Below are 20453 nucleotides of genomic sequence, written 5' to 3'. Positions count from 1 at the left end.
TTTTCTACCCTTTGCGAGATACTGACAGACCGTCCTTGCCCTAACAGGCACTAGGGGTTACGCATGAAACCTACAGTACTTCTTTCGATCACAGCCACTTTTCTGACCGTTGGCGCTTCCGCAGCTTTTGCGCAGGAGCGTATTTACCGTTGCAGTGCCAAAGTTGGCAATGTGCCTGAGTACATCAACAACGCCAAAGAGGCGCAACTGCGCGGTTGCAAACAGATAGAAGGTGGCAACGTCACTGTTGTGCAGGGCACTCAGCCCAGCCGCAACGTCGTGCGTGTGGCCTCCGCAACGACCACAAGCCCGGCAACTCCCCGTGCGGCTTCAGACAATGGTGAACAACGCGCCCGCGACAGCGACTCGCGTGCCATTCTGGAAGCAGAACTCAAAAAAGCCGAGGCCAAATTGGCCGAGCAGCAAAAAGAGTACAACAACGGCGAACCTGAAAAGCAGGGCATCGAAGGGCGAAACTACCAGCGTTACCTTGATCGCGTCGCCGAGATGAAGGAAAGCATTGCCCGGAACGAGAGCGACATCGCGGGCCTGAAGCGCGAGATTGCCCGACTGCCCGGAAGCGTTGCCAGGCAGTAAGCCCCCGCGCAGCTTTCTGCGTCAGAATAGATTGCTTGAAAAAGTCCAATCCTCCTCCTGACAGCGCCCTCGCGGCGTCCTCCCGATTTCAGTCTTTTGACCTCCTGGCCACGCTTGTAGCCGTGGTTCAAACCAATGGCGTGGTGGTCTTTGCCAATGCCGCACTGGAAGACGCACTCGGGACTTCGCGCCGGACCATTGAAGGCTCCCGCTTGCCGGAGTGCTTCACGGAACCCCTGATCCTGCAGACGGCGCTTGAAGGCGCCGGCAGCAATGAGTTTGCCGCCCTGCGTTATGACGCCTGGATCAAGCCTTTGAACCGCGAGCCCCTGCCGGTGCACGTGGTCGTGGCGCAATCGGACACACCGGGTGAAGCCATTGTTGAGTTGCTCCCGCTTGAGCAGCAAGCCAGGCAGGACCGCGAGGAACGGTTGATGGACCAGGCTCAGGCCAACAAGGAGCTGATCCGCAACCTCGCGCATGAAATCAAAAACCCGTTGGGTGGAATCCGCGGGGCAGCGCAGCTTTTGCAGATGGAGATTGAATCCAAAGAGCTGACCGAGTACACCCAGGTCATCATTCATGAGGCTGACCGCCTGCAGACGCTGGTTGATCGCCTGCTGGCCCCCCATCGGCGCCCCCATCTGGTGGGCGACGTCAATATCCACGAAGTATGCGAACGGGTGCGTTCGCTGATCCTTGCAGAGTTTCCCAAGGGCCTGCGGGTGCTCCGGGACTATGACACCTCCATTCCCGACTTCCGGGGCGATAGGGAGCAGCTGATTCAGGCGGTACTGAACATTGCCCACAATGCTGCTCAGGCCCTCGCCGAGCGGATAGCTGCGGGTGATGCGCAGATCAGTTTTCGCACCCGAGTGGCGCGGCAAGTGACTTTTGGCAAGCAGCGTTATCGCTTGGCACTGGAATTGCATGTCATTGACAATGGACCGGGCGTACCGGACTCCATCAAGGACCGCATCTTTTATCCCCTGATCTCAGGGCGTGAAGGTGGCTCGGGGTTGGGGCTGACATTGGCGCAAACCTTTGTTCAGCAACACCACGGCTTGATCGAGTGCGATAGCGTCCCCGGCCGCACGGATTTCAAGCTGCTGATACCTCTGCCTTGATGTCTGTGGCCTTTTAGTGGCGGGAAACTGGTAGAACCAAAGGGACAAAAAAATGAAACCGATCTGGATTGTTGATGATGACCAGTCCATCCGGTTTGTGCTGGAAAAAGCCTTGCTGCGCGAGGGCTTGCCAACCCGCAGTTTCACCAACCCGCGTGAGGTGCTGACGGCGCTGGACTCCGCTTCCGACGACGAAGGGCCGCAAGTGCTGGTGAGCGACATCCGTATGCCTGGCGGGTCGGGCCTGGATCTGCTTGCCAAGGTCAAGGAGAAGCACCCCGGGCTACCGGTCATCATCATGACCGCGTTCTCTGACCTGGACAGCGCTGTGTCGGCTTTTCAGGGCGGCGCGTTTGAGTATTTGCCCAAACCGTTTGATCTGACCAAAGCCGTCGAACTGATACGCCGCGCAGTCGAGGAAAGCCAGCGTGAGGAAGTGGCCGAAGAACGCATGGCCGCCACACCGGAGATGCTGGGCCAGGCCCCCGCCATGCAGGACGTGTTCCGTGCCATAGGGCGGCTGAGCCAGAGCAATGTGACGGTCATGATCACTGGCGAGTCGGGCTCGGGAAAAGAACTGGTCGCCCGAGCGCTGCACAAACATTCTCCGCGCGGTGATGCTGGAAACAACGGGCCGTTCATTGCCATCAACACCGCAGCCATTCCCAAGGACCTGCTGGAGTCCGAGCTGTTCGGTCATGAGCGTGGCGCTTTCACCGGCGCACAAACCATGCGCCGGGGGCGGTTTGAGCAGGCCGATGGCGGTACGCTTTTCCTCGACGAAATTGGCGACATGCCGTTTGACTTGCAAACGCGTCTGCTGCGTGTGCTGAGTGACGGGCATTTTTATCGGGTGGGCGGGCATAACGCGGTCAAAACCAATGTGCGGGTCATTGCGGCCACACATCAGGACCTGGAGCAACGGGTCAAGGAAGGCAGCTTCCGCGAAGACCTCTTCCACCGACTCAACGTCATCCGCCTGCGGCTGCCCGCCCTGCGCGAGCGGCGCGAGGACGTCTTCATGCTGACGCGTCATTTCCTGCAGCAAAGCGCCAAACAGTTGGGCGTGGAGCCCAAACGCATTTCTGATGCAGCGCTGCAGCAACTCAGCACGTTCAGTTTTCCGGGAAACGTGCGCCAGCTTGAGAACATTTGCCACTGGTTGACCGTGATGGCGCCAGCCCAGGTGATCGAGGCCAAGGACTTGCCGCCCGAGGTGCTGGGCGCCGCTCCAGCGCCGGGCAAGCTGCCTGCTTTGGTGGAAGGTGGCAGCGTAGCTCCGACCCGTGCAACGTCCGACTCGCCGTCTGCTTCTATTGAGGCGTATGTGCCCGTAGACAAGGCGGTGATGCCAGCCAATGCCGACGCCCAGCCGCCAGGCAGCGAAGCTTCATGGGAGGCGGGGCTTGAGGCTGAGGCCATGGCCCTGCTTGTGACCGGCCGCAGCGACGTGTGGGACGTTCTGACCCGGCGGTTTGAGTCCAGGCTGATCCAGACCGCGCTGCTCAATACCCGTGGGCGGCGCATAGAAGCAGCCCAGAAGCTGGGCATCGGCCGCAACACCATCACCCGCAAGATTCAGGAACTGCATCTCGAATAGGGGCTGCTCTCGGCCCGTTTTTCAGATCAGGGAGTCACTACCTGGCCAATGAACCCGGCAAAGTAGTTGTCCAGCACTTTGACTTCCTGCTCAAGCTCTTTGGTATCCCGGGCGACCGCTTCGGCGTTTTTGGCTTGGGCCGCGCGTTCAATGTTTTCGCACAGGTTGGCCAGCCGCACGGCGCCCACCATGGCAGCTGCACCTTTGATGAGGTGCGCCACACGCGCAACTTCCTCGTAGCAACCGGCGGTAACAGCCTGGCGCAGAAGGCGGGTGTCCTCCTGGTTGGCACGCTGAAATTCTAAAAAGATCTCGCGCTCGAGCTTCGCGTCGCCTTCAGACATTCTGGCCAGCGCTGCATGGTCAATGGGAAGAGGCGTTGGCGAGGCTGACAGGAAACTGCCTGCCGTGACGGCGGTGGCATCAACACCGCCCGCGATCGCTGCGATGGTGGGCAGCGGGAGCGGCAACCACCGATCGAGTTTTCCTTGCAGTTGCTTTAACTCTACCGGCTTGACCAGGTAATCGTCCATCCCCGCTTCCTGGCAAACCTCAGCCTCACCGCCCAGTGCGTTGGCCGTACAGGCCACGATCGGACAACGTGTCGAGCCGCGAACAGCCTCCAGCCGCCGGACAGTCCGCGCCAGTTCGTACCCGTCCATTTCGGGCATGTTGCAGTCGGTCAGGATGAGGGAGAACCTTCCCGAATTCCATAAACCCAATGCCTCCACACCATTGTTGGCGCTTTCCGATGCGTAACCAAGAAGGTTCAATTGGCGAGTCAACAGCGAGCGGTTGGTGGGGTGGTCGTCAACCAGCAGGACCAGCGTTCCCTCCGCTTCTGCCACGCTTGTTTCGGGCGCTTTCCTGCGCGTGGCTGCATCTGTGAAGGTGTTGCGCTGATTGGCGCCCGACTCTGCGGGCACAAGGCTTGCAGGATCGGCTATGGGCAGCGACAGCTCAAGGACCATGGTGGTTCCAACACCAGGCTGGCTGAACATTTGAATGGATCCGCCCATGAGAGACGCGAGGCGCTGGCAAATGGCAAGCCCCAAACCTGTACCGCCGTAACGCCGCGTAATGCTCAAGTCGGCCTGCGCAAAGGGTTGAAACAGCAACTGCTGATGTTCCTCGGAAATGCCAATGCCGGTGTCCTTCACGCTGAAGCGGATTCGCTCTTCGCCGTTTTTCCGGTCAACGATGTCCGCGCTGATGCGCACCTCGCCGCGGGGGGTAAATTTAATGGCGTTGCTGACCAGATTGCTGAGGATCTGGCGCAGACGCAGGGGATCGACCTGCACGGCCGGGCTGATCGCAGGATCAAAGTGAGAGGTGATCAAAACGCCTTTGCTGCTGGCGGCGACCGCATAGATATCGTGAAAATCCTTCATCAACTCCTGGAGGGAGACAACCTCTGCATGGACAGACAGCTTGTCAGCCTCCATTTTGGAAAAATCGAGAATGTCGTCGATGATCCGCACGAGCGACTTCCCGGAGTCGCGAATGATTTTGAGGGTGGCATGTTGTGACTTGTCCAGTGCGGTGAGGCTCAGCAGTTCAAGCATGCCCAGCACGCCATTCATCGGCGTGCGTATTTCATGGCTCATGGTCGCCAAAAAGGTGCTCTTGGCGTGATTGGCAGCATCGGCCTCCCGGCGTGAAAGTTCGGCAGCATCCCGGGCTGCAACAAGCGCCTGGTCAGCCAGGTGCCGGGCCCGGATCTCCAGGCGAATCTGACGGTACAAGGCTGCAAAGATGCAGGCAGCTGCAATCATGGTCAGCAGCATCGAGACGGCTGTGAAACTTGCGAACCGGTCAGACGCCGCCTGACGCTCAAGCAACAACTTTCCCTCGGCAATTTCGATGTTCTCAATCTGCACCAGAACGGCGCGGACCGCGTTCAGGCCCTGGCCGGAATCAACCAGTTTTTTTGCTTCAACAAAGCCGGTCGTCTGGTACAGGCTGACACCTCTGTCCAGCAGGGCCGCCGCACGTTCCATCAGGGTCTGCAAGTTGGTGACGGCTTCGAGTTGGGGTGCGTTGTCACTTACCAGCGAACGAACTTCCTTCACCTGATCGGCCACCTTCGATATCAAATTGCGATAGCGGTCAAGCTGCTCGGGTTGTCCCGAAATCAGGTAGTTCCTTTGGGTCAGTCCTGCTTCTGACATGTCGCCGTGAAGATGGCCCAGTACCGCACGTACTTCCTGGGTATGGGCAACAGCTTTGGCGGAGCTGGCAAATACGACAGTTGCTTTGTATGAAATTCCGAAGCCAATAGCCAACAGCAGGAAGGAAATGGAAAAACCGGTGAGGACCTTACCTTCTATCGATGTCATGACGAAGGCCGCTGTCGACAGCGCCGTGCGCCGCCTGATGGCCAGCATCGTGCCGGCGCTCAAAAGAACAAGGGCGACGGCGGTGTTGATGGCGACTGGTGGAAGCAGGACATCCGTGGTCAGTTCTGTCGCATTCCAGGCATACCCGACCACCGAGATAACGCCGACGAGCATGGGGACAGACGCGGCGATAGAGGCCAAGGTTCTCATCCGTGGCGACGGCAGCATCAGCAAGGCCAGCCCCAAGGCGGCGAAAGAACCCGCCGTATAGGGGGACATGCGACCGGGAATGGCGTTGAAGGCCCCCCCGGTGTCCTCAAACAAAAGCTCGTCAATGCCCATTTCCCAGCCAAACATGTATTGACTTAGAGTGGCCAGCCCCAGCGCGGCGACAACCACTGACATGGCCTGCCCCGCTTGCTCACAAGCCGGGGATCGTTGAATATCCAGAAGCCAGAGGCCGCTGGCTGCCGCCATCAAGCCGAGTGCTGTGTTGGCTTTCATCTCAACTGCGCCAGGCAGTACGCTTTTAAGTGAGGGCCAGTCGCCGAGCCAACCGATCATGGCCACCAACCCGACAAATCCGGCAAGCGCTGCCGCGGCGCGAATCACCAAGGCTGTGAGATGCAAAAGCGTCTGCGTGTGCCCGGTGGAGGTTGGCATGGCTAGGGCCTGTTCGCACTATTTATGCAAGTGCGAAGGTGATGAAAACAGCGCCAATCCAGGCGCACGACGACGCTCAGCCTGGCGGGCTGGGCCAGGAGTGCAACAACGAGTGGCGTTGTTTTCACCACCTTCCCTCCGGGTTGCGGCCAAAAAGGCCATGCGCAGCGTTGCAAAGCCTTGCCGGGCGCTGCCCGTAGCCGTCCGGGCCGCGAAGTGACCCGGCGAAGGGCAGCATTGGCGCTGCTGCGCTGTACAGCTTCGCGCACGGACGCTTCGCAGCGCCGCCCGGCTGCATTTTGCGCCTCACGCATGACCTTTTTGACTCGCAACGCATCTGGCATAAATAGTGTGAGCAGGCCCTAGACCGGCAAAGAAAAATGAAACACTGCGCCGTGGCCCACCTTGCCTTCAGCCCATATCCGGCCCCCGTGCCTGGTCACGATACGGTGCACGATGGGCAAACCCACCCCGGTTCCTTCGAATTCTTCAGGCGTGTGCAGCCGCTGAAACATCTCGAAAAGCTTGTCGTATTGCTCCATGTCGAACCCAGCGCCGTTGTCGCGGACCGAATAAATCGCCTCTGTGCCGACGACGCGGCCAGATACATCCACACGGGGGCTTGCCGCACGGCTGCTGTACTTCACAGCATTCGACAACAGGTTCACCCACACCTGGCGCAGTAGCGCTGCATCGGCCGGTACCGCCGGCAAATGCCCCAGCTCAATGAGCGTCTGTGCTCCCGCAGCATCAAGTTGCAGGTCTTTGACAATCTGCGGAACAAGTTGCTGTACGTCTACCGTGGTCTTGCTAAGCTGCCCTTGCCCCAGCTTTGAAAAAGCCAGCAGGTCGTCGATCAGTTTGGACATGTTTCGCGTCGTCGCCGTAATGACAGACAGGTAGCGACGGCCCTTGTCGTCCAGCTGGTTCCCATAGTGTTTTTCCAGAAGGCCTGCGAAACCTCCAATGAGCGCCAGGGGCGAGCGCAAATCGTGTGTGGCTGCCGCCGTGAAGCTGTCCAGGCTTTTGTTGCTTGCCTCCAGGTCAGAGGCGCGTGCCATCAACGCATCGTTCAGCTGGAGGATTTCGCGCTCCATCTGTTTCTGCAGCGTGACATCTTCAGAAATTCCAAGAAGGTGAGTTGGCACGGCCTGGTCGTTAAGTACAGCCACTTTTTTGGTTCGAAGCAGGCGAATTCCCTTGTCGGCTGTCTGGATCTCCTCTTCCGTGATTTCCAGCTGTCCGCCGGTTGCCAGCACTTCCCGGTCGTTGGCAACGAAGGAGTCACTCTCTTCTTTGGGGAAGAAGTCATAGTCCGATTTGCCGAGCATTTCGTGGCGTGAATAGCCGACCAGTTCCTCTCCGGCACGGTTCAATCTGACGTAATGCAGGTTGACAGCATCCTTCACGAAGATCGTGTGGGGAATGTTCTCGATGACCGAGTCAAGAAACCCGTTGGCCGCCACTGCCTCAGCGGTGCGGGTTGCCAGGAGTTCGCGACTGTCATGCAACTCCTTGTTGCGCTGCGCGGAGGCGTCGTAGGTTGAGATGAGCAGGTTCAGGATTTGCGCGCGGCTGGCCGTCACGTGGTGTTTTTCCCCATGAAAAACAATATCCACGCCGCCGGCTTCCTGCGGCTGAGGACCCGCAAGGCGATTGCTCAGCGCGAGGGCGACGCGGGCCAGCATGTGGTCCTTGTTATAGGGTTTGATCACGAAGCTGTCGGCGCCGCACTGAAGGCCCAGCAACACATCCTGGGGATCCGAAAGAGTGGTCACCAGAATGACCGGGCAGTCGCGCAGGGCGGGATTCGCCTTGATGTGTTTACACAGCTCGTACCCGCTCATTTCGGGCATGTTGACGTCGCTGACAATCAGATCGGGCTGCAACTCGCCAGCCAATTGCAGGGCGCTGCGCCCGTTGTCGGTGCGACTGACCTTGTATCCCTGTTCTTCAAGGATCCGCCGGAGCATGAAGGCCTGTACGCCGCTGTCTTCGGCAATCAGGATGTGCGCGGTTGTCTGAATCGGGGCAGGGGAGTTCATGCGGCCAACCCTTGCGGAGCCTCAGCGACTCAAGCTCGTGCCAAAGTGCGTATCTTCCGCAGCTGGGTTTCCGTGGCTCGCCCATTCCGGAACGTGCACGGTAGTGCAGTTCTGGCCTGACACACTTCGGTAGATGAATGAATTCATGCCGCTTGCTCCCAACTAAAAGTATGTGACTTGCCGGTTTGCAACAAGTTCCTACTCTGATGTCGATATGTAAGTCTAGGTAGTATTGATGTCCTGGACAAGTCAACCAGGCTGCAATTTCGGCTAAAAAGTCACCAAGATTTAGGTGGGTAAGTCAAATTCAGCCGTGCTGCCTCGCGCCTGAGAGCTGCACAACAATGGTGCGCCGTACCTGGATAAAGCAAAACAGAAATGAGCAAACTTTCCCACACACGCGACAAAATCTACAAAACTGTTTCCCGACAGCTGCACGGGCAGGTGCCTTGCTGGGTTTGTGGTGAGCATGTGCCGCGTGACGCAGCAACGCTGGAGCATATTCAGCCTCTGTCAGAGGGGGGAAACAGCCACGCTGAGAATCTGGCCATCAGTCATGCGGTGTGTAACAACCGGCGCCACGCCAAGGTGCGCGAGGCTTCAGGGGAAAAAGACGAGCCTGCCCTTTGATGGCGGGCAAACTTAGCTATGTTCTTTATAGCAAGTTGAGGTCTGCGACGACCGGCACGTGGTCGCTGGGGCGCTCGTTCTTGCGAGTCGATTTGTCGATCACACAGCTGCTCACAGCAGACTTGAGCGCCTCGCTGACCAGAATGTAGTCAATGCGCAGGCCGCGGTTGCGCCGGAAGGCGAACTCACGGTAGTCCCACCAGGAGTAACTTTTCTCTGGCTGGTCGAACAACCGGAACGCATCGTGCATGCCTAGTGCGAGCAGGGCTTTCAGGTGGTCGCGCTCCTCGGTCGTGTGGTGAATGGTTTCCCGCAGACCGTCGGCGTCGTAGGTGTCGCGATCGTCAAATGTGATGTTGAAGTCGCCCACGAGCACAAGTCTGGGATTCAACAACAGTTCGTCGCGCAGCCAGTTTCGCAGGCCTTCCAGCCATCGCATCTTGTAGGCAAACTTGTCGGTACCAGGCGCCTGACCGTTGACGAAGTAGCCGTTGACCAGCCGAAGCTCGCCCTGCGGCGTGTCCAGCGTGGCGGCAATCACGCGTGATTGCTCATCGGTAAACCCGACGATGTTTTTTACGATGTTGCGTGCGGGCGCACGGCTCAGGATCGCAACGCCGTTGTAGGTTTTTTGCCCGAAAACCGCGCTCTGGTAGCCGGCTGCGGCCAGGGCCTCGAGCGGAAACTTGTCATCGCTGAGCTTGAGCTCTTGCAGGCACAGCGCATCTACCGGGTTGGCGGCCAGCCAGTCCAGCACCTGCGGCAGCCGCACGGCCAGCGAATTAACGTTCCAGGTCGCGATTTTCATGGCCGCTCCAGCGTGACAAAACTGTAGGGCAGGCCGCTTTTGGCGGTGTGGCTGCTGCGCGCTGTTTCACACCAGGCATTGCCCAGTACCGGTGCATGGGCGTCGCCTTCAAAGTCCTGCGCGATTTCCGTGACTTCAATGCGACTGGCAAGCGGCTCTGCCTGTGCATAAACTTGCGCGCCGCCTATGACCCATACCTCAGGCACAGCCCCGGCCAATTGCAAAGCTTCTTGCAGGCTGGCGGCGCGTTGCGCACCTTCTGACTGCCAGTCGTTTTGCCGGGTGATCACGATGTTAGTGCGACCCGGCAGTGGCCGAAATTTCGGCGGCAGCGAATCCCAGGTTTTGCGGCCCATGACCACAGGGCATCCATGGGTGAGCTGTTTGAAGTGCGTCAGATCTTCCGGCAAATGCCAGGGCATGGTGCCGTCTCTGCCAATCACGCCGTTGGCGGCGCGAGCGTAGATGAGGTTAATGCGGGGAGGAATGCTCATACCGTCGCCTCCCTAACCAGGTAACCTGCAAAAGACCCAGGGGTCGGCTCCCAGCGGCCTTCGCGCGGTGTCGATCCCCGCTGCGCGGGGCCCCTCGCCAGTGCGCTCATACCGCTACAGGCGCTTTAATCGCCGCGTGGTGCTGGTAGTCCATAAACTCGAAGTCTTCGAATTCGTAGTCGAAGATCGAAGCGGGTTTGCGCTTGATGTTCAGCGTGGGGTAGGGGAAGGGCGCACGGCTGAGCTGCAGCGCTACCTGCTCCGCGTGGTTGCTGTAGATGTGGCAGTCGCCACCGGTCCAGATGAAGTCGCCGACGTCCAGATCGCACTGCTGCGCGACCATGTGGGTGAGCAAGGCGTAACTGGCGATGTTGAAGGGCACGCCCAAAAATATGTCTGCGCTGCGCTGGTAGAGCTGGCAGCTGAGCTTGCCTTTGCCTTCCGACGTTGCGGGAGGCGCCACGTAAAACTGGAAAAACGCGTGACAAGGCATCAGCGCCATCTTGGACAAGTCGGCCACGTTCCAGGCGCTCACGATGATGCGGCGGGAATCGGGATTGGTCTTGAGCGTTTTGATGACATCGGCAATCTGATCGATATGGCCACCCTCGGGTGTGGGCCAACTGCGCCACTGCACACCGTACACCGGTCCAAGGTCGCCGTCTTCGCGTGCCCACTCGTCCCAGATGGTGACGCCGCGCTCCTTGAGCCAGTTGTTGTCGCTGGAGCCGTGCAAAAACCACAGCAGCTCATGGACGATTGACTTGAGGTGAACCTTCTTGGTGGTCACCAGCGGAAAGCCTTCGTTGAGGTCAAAGCGCATCTGGTAGCCGAACACGCTTTTGGTGCCGGTACCGGTTCGGTCGGCTTTGAAGACGCCGTGGGTTTCCACGTGGCGCATGAAGTCTTCGTATTGGGAGCGGGTGGGGCGGGTCATTGGAAACCAGTTGGCTTGAAAGTCGGGAGACACAGATGCGGCATGCCGCCGGGATGACTTTAATTATGCCCGCAGCACCCGCCCGGGGTTCATCAGGTTCTGCGGGTCCAGCGCCTGCTTGATGGCGCGCATCATGCCCAAAGCCACGGGCGATTTGTGCTTCTCTAGTTTGCCAACCTTGAGGCTGCCCACGCCGTGTTCGGCGGAAATGGAGCCACCAAATTTCTGCACCGAGTCATAAACGATCGCGTTGACGTTTTCTTCCTGCTCGCGCAGAAAAGTCGCCGCATCGCCACCCGCTGGCGCCTGCACGTTGTAATGCAGGTTGCCGTCGCCCAGATGACCGAAATTCACCAGGCGCACACCGGGGATGTTGTTGGCAAGCAGTTGGTCGGTAACTCGCACAAACTCGGGAATCAATGACACGGGCACCGAGATATCGTGTTTGATATTCAGGCCTTCCTCGGCCTGCGCCAGCGGAATGCTTTCGCGCACATGCCAGAGCTGGTGGGCCTGTTGCAGGTTTTCGGCCACCACGGCGTCGGTCACACAGCCTTCTTCCATGGCGATTTCAAGCAGACGCTCGAACTGTTCGCGGGCGTGACTTTCCGATTCGTGGTCAGAGTTCTCAAGCAACACACAGTAAGGGGTGTCCAGATACAGCGGCACCCGTTGCTGCGGAAAGTGTTGGGCCACCAGGCTTAGCGCAAATTGCCCCATCACTTCAAAGCCGGTGAGCCCGGCGCCCAGGTGCCGGTGCGCCAGGCCGAGCAGGGTGACGGCCTCGTCTATGGACGGCACTGCAGCCCACGCGGTCAGCTGTGCCGCAGGCATCGGATAAAGCTTCATGGTTGCTGCGGTGATGATGCCCAGCGTCCCTTCGCTGCCGATGAAGAGGTCGCGCAGGTCGTAGCCGGTGTTGTCCTTGCGCAGGCCCGACAGGCCTTCCCAGACCTCGCCTTGCGCGGTGACCACTTCCAGGCCCAAACACAAATCACGGGCATTCCCGTAGCGCACAACCTGCGTGCCGCCCGCGTTGCTGCCCAGGTTGCCGCCTATCGTGCAGCTGCCTTCTGCGGCAAGGCTTAGCGGGAAGAGGAAGCCGGCTTTTTCGGCGCTCTCCTGTAGTGTTTGCAAAATACAACCGGCTTCGACTGTCATAGTCAGGTTGGCCGCGTCAATGGCCCGGACCGCATTCATGCGCTGCAGGCTCAACACAATCTGCCGACCCGATTCGTCAGGCGTGGAGCCCCCCACCAATCCCGTGTTTCCGCCCTGCGGCACCAGGCTGATGCCTGCCTCCACGCAGATTTTGACCACCGCTGCGACTTCGGCCGTGGTGCGCGGCCGAACGACAGCGAGCGCCTTGCCACGTGAGCGTTTGCGCCAGTCCAGCTCCCATGCCGAAAGGTCGCCTTCGCTCAACACGTGAGTAGCGCCGACAATCTGGCGCAGGGCGTCGAGCAATTTTTTCATAATTGTCAGGCGACTGGCGCTTTCTTCAGCCTCACGCGCACATGCATGGCGCAGGCAGTAAAAATCAGCAAGCACAGTGCGACTTCAATCATGGCCAGATAGTTGCCGGGCGGCTTGTCGCTGTAGGCGCGTACTGCACCCTCGGTGAAGTACAGCCAGATCATCAGGCTGAGCCAGCGGTAGGTGTACATCCGATTTTTGAGCAAACCGGCCAGCGGAATACACAGGGGGAGCACCTTCAGCGCCAATAGCGAGCCACCCGGCCGCACCGGCGCCAACCACATTTCCCAGGCCAGCCCGAGGACGATCAAGGCGCCAAGGCTGCCCACGGCGAGCCAGCGTGTGGCGTCGATCTGCATTGTTTTATTCATGTCGATGGCATGATACCGGGGATGAAATTCCAGCAGTCCCTGCAGCAGTTATTGCAAGATCTATCGCATTTTCCCTGGCGCGATACCGCGATCACCTTGCGCCAGCGTTTTCGCGAGGACCACATGGGCCTGACGGCCAGCAGCCTGACCTTTACCACCACCATCGCCCTGGTGCCGTTTTTTACCGTGGCGCTGGCCATCTTCACGGCTTTCCCGATGTTTTCCAAACTGCAGGGTGCGCTGCAGGTGTGGCTGGTCAACAGCCTGATTCCGGACAATATTTCGCGCCAGGTGTTGGGCTACCTCACGCAGTTTGCCAAGCAGGCCAACAAGCTGGGTGTGGTCGGGTTGGCCGTATTGCTGGGTACGGCCATCGCGCTGATCCTGACAATTGACCGCACGCTCAATGGCATCTGGCGTGTGAAAAAGGCGAGGCCGCTGGCGCAGCGCGTGCTGATTTACTGGGGCGCGATCACTCTGGGGCCTTTGGTCTTGGGCGCCAGCTTGGCCGTGACGTCTTATGTTTTTTCGGGGTCCCGCGGCACGGTGACTATGCCAGGCGCGTTGCGCGTGTTGCTTGATCTGCTTCAGTTCTTTTTGCTCGCTGGCGGCGTGGCCGCCTTGTACCGCTATGTGCCCAACACCTTTGTGCGCTGGTCGCACGCCTGGGTGGGTGGGCTTTTTGTGGCCGCCGGTATCGAGCTGGCCAAAAAAGCGCTGACGCTTTATCTGGCCAGTGTGCCGAGTTATTCACTGGTGTATGGCGCCTTTGCAACCTTGCCGATTTTGCTGGTGTGGATTTATGTGGCGTGGGTGATTGTGTTGCTGGGCGCAGTGATCGCGGCCTATCTGCCCAGCCTGATGGCTGGCGTGAAGCGGCGCGGCAGCGGCCATGGGTGGCAGTTCCAGATCGCGGTGGAGCTGCTGCAGCAATTGCACCAGGCACGTGCCACGCCGCGCATGGGCTTGGGCGCCTCCCAACTGGCGCAAACGTTGGAGCTGGATGTGCTGCAACTGGAGCCGGTTCTGGAAACCCTGCTTGCGCTGGACTGGATCGGGCAGCTGGCGGACCCTGAGGGTGCCCATGAAGCGCGGTACCTGCTGCTGGCCGACCCCGCAAACACAGCAATGGCGCCGCTGATGCAGCAGTTGCTGCTGAGTAACGAGGGCACCATGAAGAACTTCTGGGACAACGGCCGCTTTTCGGCGATTCGACTGCGCGACGTTCTTTAGGGCTACGTGGGGCTGTTACTCGGAGCCTGTCAGAGGATGGCCACCTTGCCAAGCCAGATATCCTTGTACATGGCCCAGTCACCCATAAAGCTGTAAAGAGGTCGTTTGAAAGACGCGGGCTTGTTCTTCTCAAACCCGAAATGGCCAACCCAGGCAAAACCGTAGCCGCACAGCAGGCCGGCCAGCAACCACCACGGATTGCCTGTGACCACCATCGCCAGTACGCAGAGAAGTGACAGGGTTGAGCCCGCAAAGTGCAGACGACGGCAGGTGAGGTTGCTGTGTTCGGTCAGGTAAAACGGATAGAACTCTGCAAAGCTCTGGAAGGCTCTGGCATCCACCGGCGTCGGCAAGGCGCTTGTTTCCATCGTTTGTCTCCTGTCGTGTGTTGTCCAGCCATGATATCCACGCTCGTTGGGCGTATCAATCACTTCCGCGTCAACACACAGCAAAAGGTGCTTTCAAAAACCCCCTGAAGCGGGCCCGCCCGCCACGCGTTGGCGCGGCAGTAAGGCGGTAGTCGGGAAAACGTTGCAAAAAGCGGCCGATGGCAATGCGGCCCTCGAGCCGCGCCAGGCTTAGCCCGGCGCACTGGTGAATGCCAAATCCGAAGGCGAGGTGGCGGTTTTCGGCCCTTGTGAGGTCCAGCTGCTCGGGCTCGGCAAACTGGGCCGGGTCGCGGTTGGCAGCGCCTATGCATAGCGTCAGCAACGCGCCTTCCGGCAGGTCCACGCCGCCAACGTGGCAGGCTTTCAGCGCGCGGCGGTTGCTCAGCTGGTTGGACGACTCGAAGCGAAGAAATTCGTTGACTTCAGTGCTCAAATCGGCCTCCGGCCCTTTCCCCGCCTGCGCAAGCAGCTTCACTTTTGATAGCAAATTCGCTTTGGCTTCGGGCCATTCCTGCAAAGTGACCAGTGCGTTGCCAATCAGGTTGGTGGTGGTTTCGTGGCCCGCGTTCAGGATAAAGACGCAGTTTTGCAGCAGCTCTGTTTCGCTCAATTGTTCGCCAGTCTCTTCCCTCGTTATCAGGCGCGTCAGCACGTCGTGCTCGGGGTCCCCGGGGTTCCGGCGTCGCTCTGCCACCAGCGTTTTCAGGTAGGCCGTGAATTCCCTCACACTCTGATTGCCCAGCGCCTCCTGCTCTGCCGTTAGCCTGGGTTCAAGCGCGCCGAGGATGGCCAGCGACCAGCCGCGCAGCGGACCCCGGTCAGCGTGCGGGACCCCCAGCAAGTTGCCAATGATCTCAACCGGAATCGCCGAGGCAAAGTCTTCAATCAAATCGCCGCCGCCTTTGGCTTCGATGGCATCAAGCAAGCTGTCCACCAGCGAAACAAGGCCCGGCTCCAGCTCGGCAATCGCGCGCCGGCTCAACGCGCCCATGATCAGCTTGCGCACCCGGGTATGCAGGGGCGGATCGTTGAAGACCAAACTCGTGGTGTGGTGCTCAAGCAGTGGCGGGACGGCGCCGTCGCTACCAAAGGGGCCTCCGAATTTGGGCGTGAACTCCACCTTCTTGTCAGAGCTGAAGGTATGAGCGTCGCGATACACCGCCACGATGTCCGCGTAACGGGTAAGAAAGTACGAACCATCGGGCATGCGCCGCACGGGTTCATGCTCCCGCAGCCACGCGTAAACCGGGTAGGGGTTGAAGTAGAAGTCTGGGGGCAACGCGCGCAGGTCAAAACTGGCAGCGATCTCATTTGCCCGTGCTGCTGTCATCGCTGCTGTGGCCGAGCCCTCGCTCATATCTTCAGAAAGTCGCGCATGGCAAACAAGGTCTCTTCGGGCGTCTCGGTCATCTGGTGGTGACCTACGGGCAGCTTGGCGACCTGCACGGTCTTGCCACTGGTTTTTGCCTTGTCGATCAGGAGTTTGGCCGATTTAGGCATGGTCATTTGATCCTGCGCGCCCAGCAGAAACAGGACCGGACAGGTGATCTGTGTGATGGCCTGCTCGCCGTTGGCGTAGCTGTCGCAGGCCTTGAAGCCGCGATGGAACACATTGACTTTTGTGTTGCTGGCGATGACCCGCCGGCCCAGCGCCATGCTGGCGCCGTACACCCAGGTGCCCGGCCCAAGGGCTGAGGGCGGTGCGGCAAGTGTGCTGCGCGAGAACACATTGACCATCTTCAGCGCCTTCATAGGTTCGTTCAGCGCTGAGTCGAGCAGCGCTGCCGAGACTTTCATTGGCCAGGCGGTGCCGACCAACACGAGGTGGCTGATGCGGTCTTTGAGGCGGGCAGCCGCTTCCAGGGCAATCAGTGATCCCCAGCTGTGGCCAATCAGCGCCGCGCGCTCAACGCCCGCAGCAGCTATCAAGGCCGCTACGAAGTCGGCTCCTTCCTCCACTGACGCAGGCGCTTCGCCATCGCTACGGCAATGGCCAGGCAAGTCAACGGCGAGCACGTTCCAGCCGTGGTGGGCCAGGTAGCGGCTTTGCAGTATCCATACGCTGTGGTCGTTGATAACGCCGTGAATGAAAACCACTGTGGGCTTGGCCGCATCGAAGGGTTTTCCGCCGGTGTAGCAGTAGGTCTTGTTGTTGTTGACAGTGAGGTACATGTCAGCCCCCGGCTTTCTCGGCAGCCTTCAATGCCCGTTTCAAATCATCGATCAGATCGTCGGGATCTTCCAGGCCAATGCTCAGGCGTATCGTCCCCTGGCTGATGCCCGCGCCCGCCAATGCTTCATCCGTCATGCGGAAGTGGGTGGTGCTGGCCGGGTGAATCACCAAACTGCGGCAGTCGCCCACGTTGGCCAGGTGGCTGAACACCTTCAGCGCCTCAACGAAGGCTTTGCCTTGCTCCCGGCTGCCCTTGATGTCAAAACTGAAAACCGAGCCTGCGCCGCGCGGCAGGAGTTTTTTCGCCAGCGCGTGGCTGGGGTGGCTCTCCAGCATCGGGTGGCCCACGCGTGAGACCAGCGGATGGCTGGCCAGAAACGCAACCACGCTTTCGGTGTTGGACATATGCCGCGCCATGCGCAGCGGCAAAGTTTCAAGGCCCTGCAGAATCAGCCAAGCCGTGTGCGGGCTCATGCAGGCGCCAAAGTCGCGCAGGCCTTCGCGGCGCGCGCGCAGCAAAAACGCGCCTACCGTGCTTTCCTCGCTGAAGACCATGTTGTGAAAGCCGTCATAGGCCTGACTCAGCTCTGCAAACTTGCCGGATTTGTCCCAATCGAAACTCCCGCCGTCTACGACGATGCCGCCTATCACCGTGCCGTGCCCGCTCAAGAACTTGGTGGCCGAGTGGTAGACCAGGTCAGCGCCGTGATCAAACGGTTTGATGAGCCATGGGGAGGTGAGGGTGGAGTCGACGAGAAGCGGCACACCGGCCTCATGCGCGACGGCGGATACGGTGGGCATGTCCAGCACATCCAGGCCCGGGTTACCCACGGTTTCGCCAAAAAAGAGCTTGGTGTTGGGCCGTAGGGCAGAGCGCCAGCCATCGATGTCGCCCGGTTTGACAAAAGTTGTCTCAATGCCAAACCGCCGCATGGTGTAGTGCAGCAGGTTCTGGCTGCCGCCATACAGCGCGGTTGACGCAACAATGTGTGAGCCCGCACCCATCAGCGTTGCAATGCTCAGGTGCAGCGCAGCCTGTCCGCTGGCGGTCGCGATCGCACCTATGCCGCCTTCCAGCGCCGCCACGCGCTGCTCCAGCACCGCGTTGGTGGGGTTGCTGATGCGCGAGTAGACATGGCCGGCGCGCTCCAGATTGAACAGGCTGGCGGCGTGGTCGCTGGACTCGAAAACAAAGGAAGTGGTGAGATGGATGGGCACGGCACGCGCGCCGGTTGTCGGGTCGGGCGCTGCGCCCGCATGCAGGGCCAGCGTGTCAAAGCCCGGGTCAGAGTAGCCAGACATGGTGTCTCCAGAAGATGGCAGGGGTAAAGAGGCTCATGCGTCTTGAAACAAATCGCGATGGCCTGTGAAGGGATTGTGGGCTATATTTGAACTGAATTCCGTCCGGGACAGCACCGGGAAAGCCCCGCCAGCCGCCCAGCCAAATAAAGAGGAGCACCCCATGAAAGTACTCGACATCCTGCGTGTCAAAGGCAATACGCTTTACACCGTCCAGCCCGGCGAACCGCTGGCCAAAGCGGCGCAGATCATGGCGGAAAAAGACATTGGCTCGCTGGTGGTCATGGAGCATGGTGATCTGGTGGGCATGCTGACCTTTCGCGAGGTCATTGTGTGCATCGTGAAAAACGGTGGCGAAATCGGCAACACGCTGGTCCGCACGGCCATGGACGACGCGCCCCTGACTTGTACGCCCGACACCGAAATTGACGAAGTCCGCCGCATGATGCTGGGCCGGCATGCACGCTACATGCCAGTGCTCAACAAGAAAGTGCTCGAAGGCGTCATTTCCTTCTACGACGTGGCCAAGGCCGTGGTGGATGGCCAGAACTTCGAAAACAAAATGCTCAAGGCCTACATTCGCGACTGGCCGTCTGAGGTGGTGGACGAGCCGGAGACCAAGCTCTGATTGGCGGCGCAGCGCCAGCGCTAGCCTTGCATGCCCCCTAAAGTTGTTACCTCGCAGGGCGGTTAAATGCGCGCTGTCATCATGCCGTCAGTGAGAGACACCAAGTGAGTCGGACGCAATTATTGGTGGCCTTGGGGGTAGCTGCATTCGTGGCACTACTCCCGCTGATCGTGCTCATGTGGATGACGTCGGGATCGTGGACACCAAGCCGAGTTCACTGGCTGGATATCGCGCTTGTTTTGCCCATGATTGCGGCGGTGAATATGGGGTTTGGGCGAGGGTGGGCATTGGGGTTGTCGTTCTTTGTCTACTGGAGCATTGCCTTCGTACTTTTCGTGAGTTACGTCCAAAGGCAAACTCTGAAGACAAGGCCGACACCCAATGAGAAGAGTAAGGTCTAACATCGCAATCGATGCGGACGTCGGGAAAACCGCGGCAGTTCTTTCATTTGGGTATTCGGCGCACTGGAGCAGCAAAAAGTGTTCCGCGTTTCGGCTTAGTTTTGGTGCCCTCAGTAAATGCGTGACCATCGGGGATAATCCCCGCATGAGCGGCAACACCTTCGGAACATTATTCGCAGTCACCAACTTTGGTGAATCCCACGGCCCGGCCATTGGCTGTGTGATTGATGGTTGCCCACCTGGCATGGCATTGAGTGAAGCGGACATTCAGGGTGACCTGGACCGCCGCCGCCCGGGTACGAGCCGCCATGTGACGCAGCGCAATGAACCTGACGCGGTTGAAATTCTGTCCGGCGTGTACGAGGGCAAAACCACTGGCACACCGATTTGTTTGCTGATTAAAAACACCGACCAGCGCAGCAAGGACTACGGCGACATTCTTAACACCTTCCGTCCCGGTCATGCCGATTACACCTATTTGCAGAAGTACGGCATTCGTGACCCGCGCGGTGGCGGCAGGGCTTCGGCACGCTTGACGGCACCTATGGTGGCTGCGGGTGCGGTGGCCAAAAAATGGCTGCTTGAAAAATATGGCACGACATTTCGCGGCTGCATGACGCAGATTGGCGACATGCCTATCGCCTTTGAGTCCTGGGAGCATGTGCCCCACAACCCGTTTTTTGCGCCAGTGGCTGACGTCTCCAAGCTTGAGACGTATATGGACGAACTGCGCAAGGCTGGCGACTCCTGCGGCGCGCGCATCCGCGTGACGGCCAGCGGCGTGCCGGTGGGCCTGGGCGAGCCGTTGTTTGACAAGCTGGACGCAGACATCGCCTTCGCCATGATGGGTATCAACGCCGTCAAGGGCGTGGAAATCGGCGCGGGTTTTGCCAGTGTGACCCAGCGAGGCACCACACATGGCGACTCGCTCTCGCCCCAAGGCTTCAAGTCCAACAACAGCGGCGGCGTGCTGGGCGGCATCAGCACGGGGCAAGACCTGGAAGTGTCGATTGCGATCAAACCGACCAGCTCTATCGTCACGCCGCGTGAGTCCATCGACATGGCGGGCCAGCCGACATCGGTGGTGACCAAAGGCCGGCACGACCCGTGCGTCGGCATCCGCGCCACGCCGATTGCCGAGGCCATGCTGGCGCTGGTGGTGATGGAGCACGCGCTCCGCCATCGCGCGCAGTGCGGCGATGTGGTTTCTCCCATGCAGGCAATCAAGGCTTCTGCCTGACCC

18 protein-coding genes are annotated in these 20453 nt (G+C 59.7%); 7 read left to right on the top strand and 11 right to left on the bottom strand.

The features are described from left to right. Nucleotides 1-63: 63 nt before the first annotated feature. The 3 genes from VE934_RS10775 to ntrC are packed head-to-tail and all read left to right on the top strand — an operon-like array spanning nucleotide 64 to nucleotide 3324. Nucleotides 64-597, top strand: coding sequence for a hypothetical protein (locus tag VE934_RS10775; protein WP_324887267.1), 534 nt, complete (start codon nucleotides 64-66; stop codon nucleotides 595-597). A gap of 35 nt (nucleotides 598-632) precedes the next feature. Then, nucleotides 633-1724 (top strand): nitrogen regulation protein NR(II), encoded by a 1092-nt coding sequence (gene glnL, locus VE934_RS10770; protein ID WP_414693836.1) that lies wholly within the window; start codon nucleotides 633-635, stop codon nucleotides 1722-1724. A gap of 52 nt (nucleotides 1725-1776) precedes the next feature. Next, nucleotides 1777-3324 (top strand): nitrogen regulation protein NR(I), encoded by a 1548-nt coding sequence (ntrC, locus tag VE934_RS10765; RefSeq protein WP_324887265.1) that lies wholly within the window; start codon nucleotides 1777-1779, stop codon nucleotides 3322-3324. Nucleotides 3325-3350: 26 nt separating this feature from the next. Here the strand turns inward: ntrC and VE934_RS10760 are convergent, their stop codons facing one another. Both VE934_RS10760 and VE934_RS10755 read right to left on the bottom strand, forming a co-directional pair. Further along, the gene (locus VE934_RS10760) at nucleotides 3351-6326 is read right to left on the bottom strand and encodes an ATP-binding protein (RefSeq protein ID WP_324887263.1); all 2976 of its coding nucleotides are present in this window, start codon (nucleotides 6324-6326) and stop codon (nucleotides 3351-3353) included. A gap of 362 nt (nucleotides 6327-6688) precedes the next feature. Further along, nucleotides 6689-8371, bottom strand: coding sequence for a response regulator (locus VE934_RS10755; protein WP_324887261.1), 1683 nt, complete (start codon nucleotides 8369-8371; stop codon nucleotides 6689-6691). Between the two features lie 378 nt (nucleotides 8372-8749). On the opposite strand from VE934_RS10755, the gene VE934_RS10750 reads away from it, so the two are divergent. After that, complete coding sequence (locus VE934_RS10750; RefSeq protein WP_324887259.1) at nucleotides 8750-9001, top strand: HNH endonuclease signature motif containing protein; 252 nt, start codon at nucleotides 8750-8752, stop codon at nucleotides 8999-9001. A gap of 25 nt (nucleotides 9002-9026) precedes the next feature. On the opposite strand, the gene xth is transcribed toward VE934_RS10750, so the two are convergent. The 5 genes from xth to VE934_RS10725 all read right to left on the bottom strand — a co-directional run bounded on the left by xth (nucleotide 9027) and on the right by VE934_RS10725 (nucleotide 13087). After that, nucleotides 9027-9809 (bottom strand): exodeoxyribonuclease III, encoded by a 783-nt coding sequence (gene xth / locus VE934_RS10745; protein WP_324887257.1) that lies wholly within the window; start codon nucleotides 9807-9809, stop codon nucleotides 9027-9029. After that, complete coding sequence (locus VE934_RS10740; protein WP_324887255.1) at nucleotides 9806-10303, bottom strand: dihydrofolate reductase; 498 nt, start codon at nucleotides 10301-10303, stop codon at nucleotides 9806-9808. Before VE934_RS10740 ends, xth begins: the two co-directional genes overlap by 4 nt. A 106-nt stretch (nucleotides 10304-10409) precedes the next feature. After that, nucleotides 10410-11240 carry a thymidylate synthase gene (locus VE934_RS10735; RefSeq protein ID WP_324887253.1) on the bottom strand — a complete coding sequence of 277 codons (831 nt, stop codon included), beginning with the start codon at nucleotides 11238-11240 and terminating at the stop codon, nucleotides 10410-10412. A 63-nt stretch (nucleotides 11241-11303) separates the two neighbouring features. Next, complete coding sequence (locus VE934_RS10730; protein WP_324887251.1) at nucleotides 11304-12716, bottom strand: FAD-binding oxidoreductase; 1413 nt, start codon at nucleotides 12714-12716, stop codon at nucleotides 11304-11306. Between the two features lie 5 nt (nucleotides 12717-12721). Next, complete coding sequence (locus VE934_RS10725; RefSeq protein ID WP_324887249.1) at nucleotides 12722-13087, bottom strand: DUF2069 domain-containing protein; 366 nt, start codon at nucleotides 13085-13087, stop codon at nucleotides 12722-12724. 21 nt (nucleotides 13088-13108) lie between these two features. Between VE934_RS10725 and VE934_RS10720 the strand changes: the two genes are divergently transcribed. Beyond that, nucleotides 13109-14320: a YihY family inner membrane protein gene (locus VE934_RS10720; protein WP_324887247.1), complete on the top strand. Its 1212-nt coding sequence runs from the start codon at nucleotides 13109-13111 to the stop codon at nucleotides 14318-14320. A 29-nt stretch (nucleotides 14321-14349) separates the two neighbouring features. On the opposite strand, the gene VE934_RS10715 is transcribed toward VE934_RS10720, so the two are convergent. The 4 genes from VE934_RS10715 to VE934_RS10700 all read right to left on the bottom strand — a co-directional run bounded on the left by VE934_RS10715 (nucleotide 14350) and on the right by VE934_RS10700 (nucleotide 18184). After that, the gene (locus VE934_RS10715; RefSeq protein WP_324887245.1) at nucleotides 14350-14688 is read right to left on the bottom strand and encodes a DUF962 domain-containing protein; all 339 of its coding nucleotides are present in this window, start codon (nucleotides 14686-14688) and stop codon (nucleotides 14350-14352) included. A 70-nt stretch (nucleotides 14689-14758) separates the two neighbouring features. Continuing rightward, nucleotides 14759-16066, bottom strand: coding sequence for a cytochrome P450 (locus VE934_RS10710; RefSeq protein ID WP_324887243.1), 1308 nt, complete (start codon nucleotides 16064-16066; stop codon nucleotides 14759-14761). Continuing rightward, complete coding sequence (locus tag VE934_RS10705) at nucleotides 16063-16881, bottom strand: alpha/beta hydrolase (RefSeq protein ID WP_324887242.1); 819 nt, start codon at nucleotides 16879-16881, stop codon at nucleotides 16063-16065. The genes VE934_RS10710 and VE934_RS10705 overlap by 4 nt, the downstream gene beginning before the upstream one ends. 1 nt (nucleotide 16882) lies before the next feature. Next, entirely contained in the window at nucleotides 16883-18184 is a 1302-nt protein-coding gene (locus VE934_RS10700) for an O-acetylhomoserine aminocarboxypropyltransferase (RefSeq protein WP_324887240.1), read from the bottom strand. A 160-nt stretch (nucleotides 18185-18344) separates the two neighbouring features. Between VE934_RS10700 and VE934_RS10695 the strand changes: the two genes are divergently transcribed. Beyond that, nucleotides 18345-18809 (top strand): CBS domain-containing protein, encoded by a 465-nt coding sequence (locus VE934_RS10695; RefSeq protein WP_324887238.1) that lies wholly within the window; start codon nucleotides 18345-18347, stop codon nucleotides 18807-18809. A 546-nt stretch (nucleotides 18810-19355) separates the two neighbouring features. Further along, a complete protein-coding gene (gene aroC, locus VE934_RS10690) occupies nucleotides 19356-20450 on the top strand; it encodes a chorismate synthase (RefSeq protein ID WP_324887236.1) in 1095 nt (364 codons plus the stop codon). Nucleotides 20451-20453 lie beyond the last annotated feature (3 nt).

Source organism: Polaromonas sp. (genome assembly GCF_035638815.1).
Lineage (GTDB): Bacteria > Pseudomonadota > Gammaproteobacteria > Burkholderiales > Burkholderiaceae_C > Polaromonas.
Note: the sequence above shows the minus strand (reverse complement) of the source record. Positions and strands in the feature narration are given on the sequence as shown.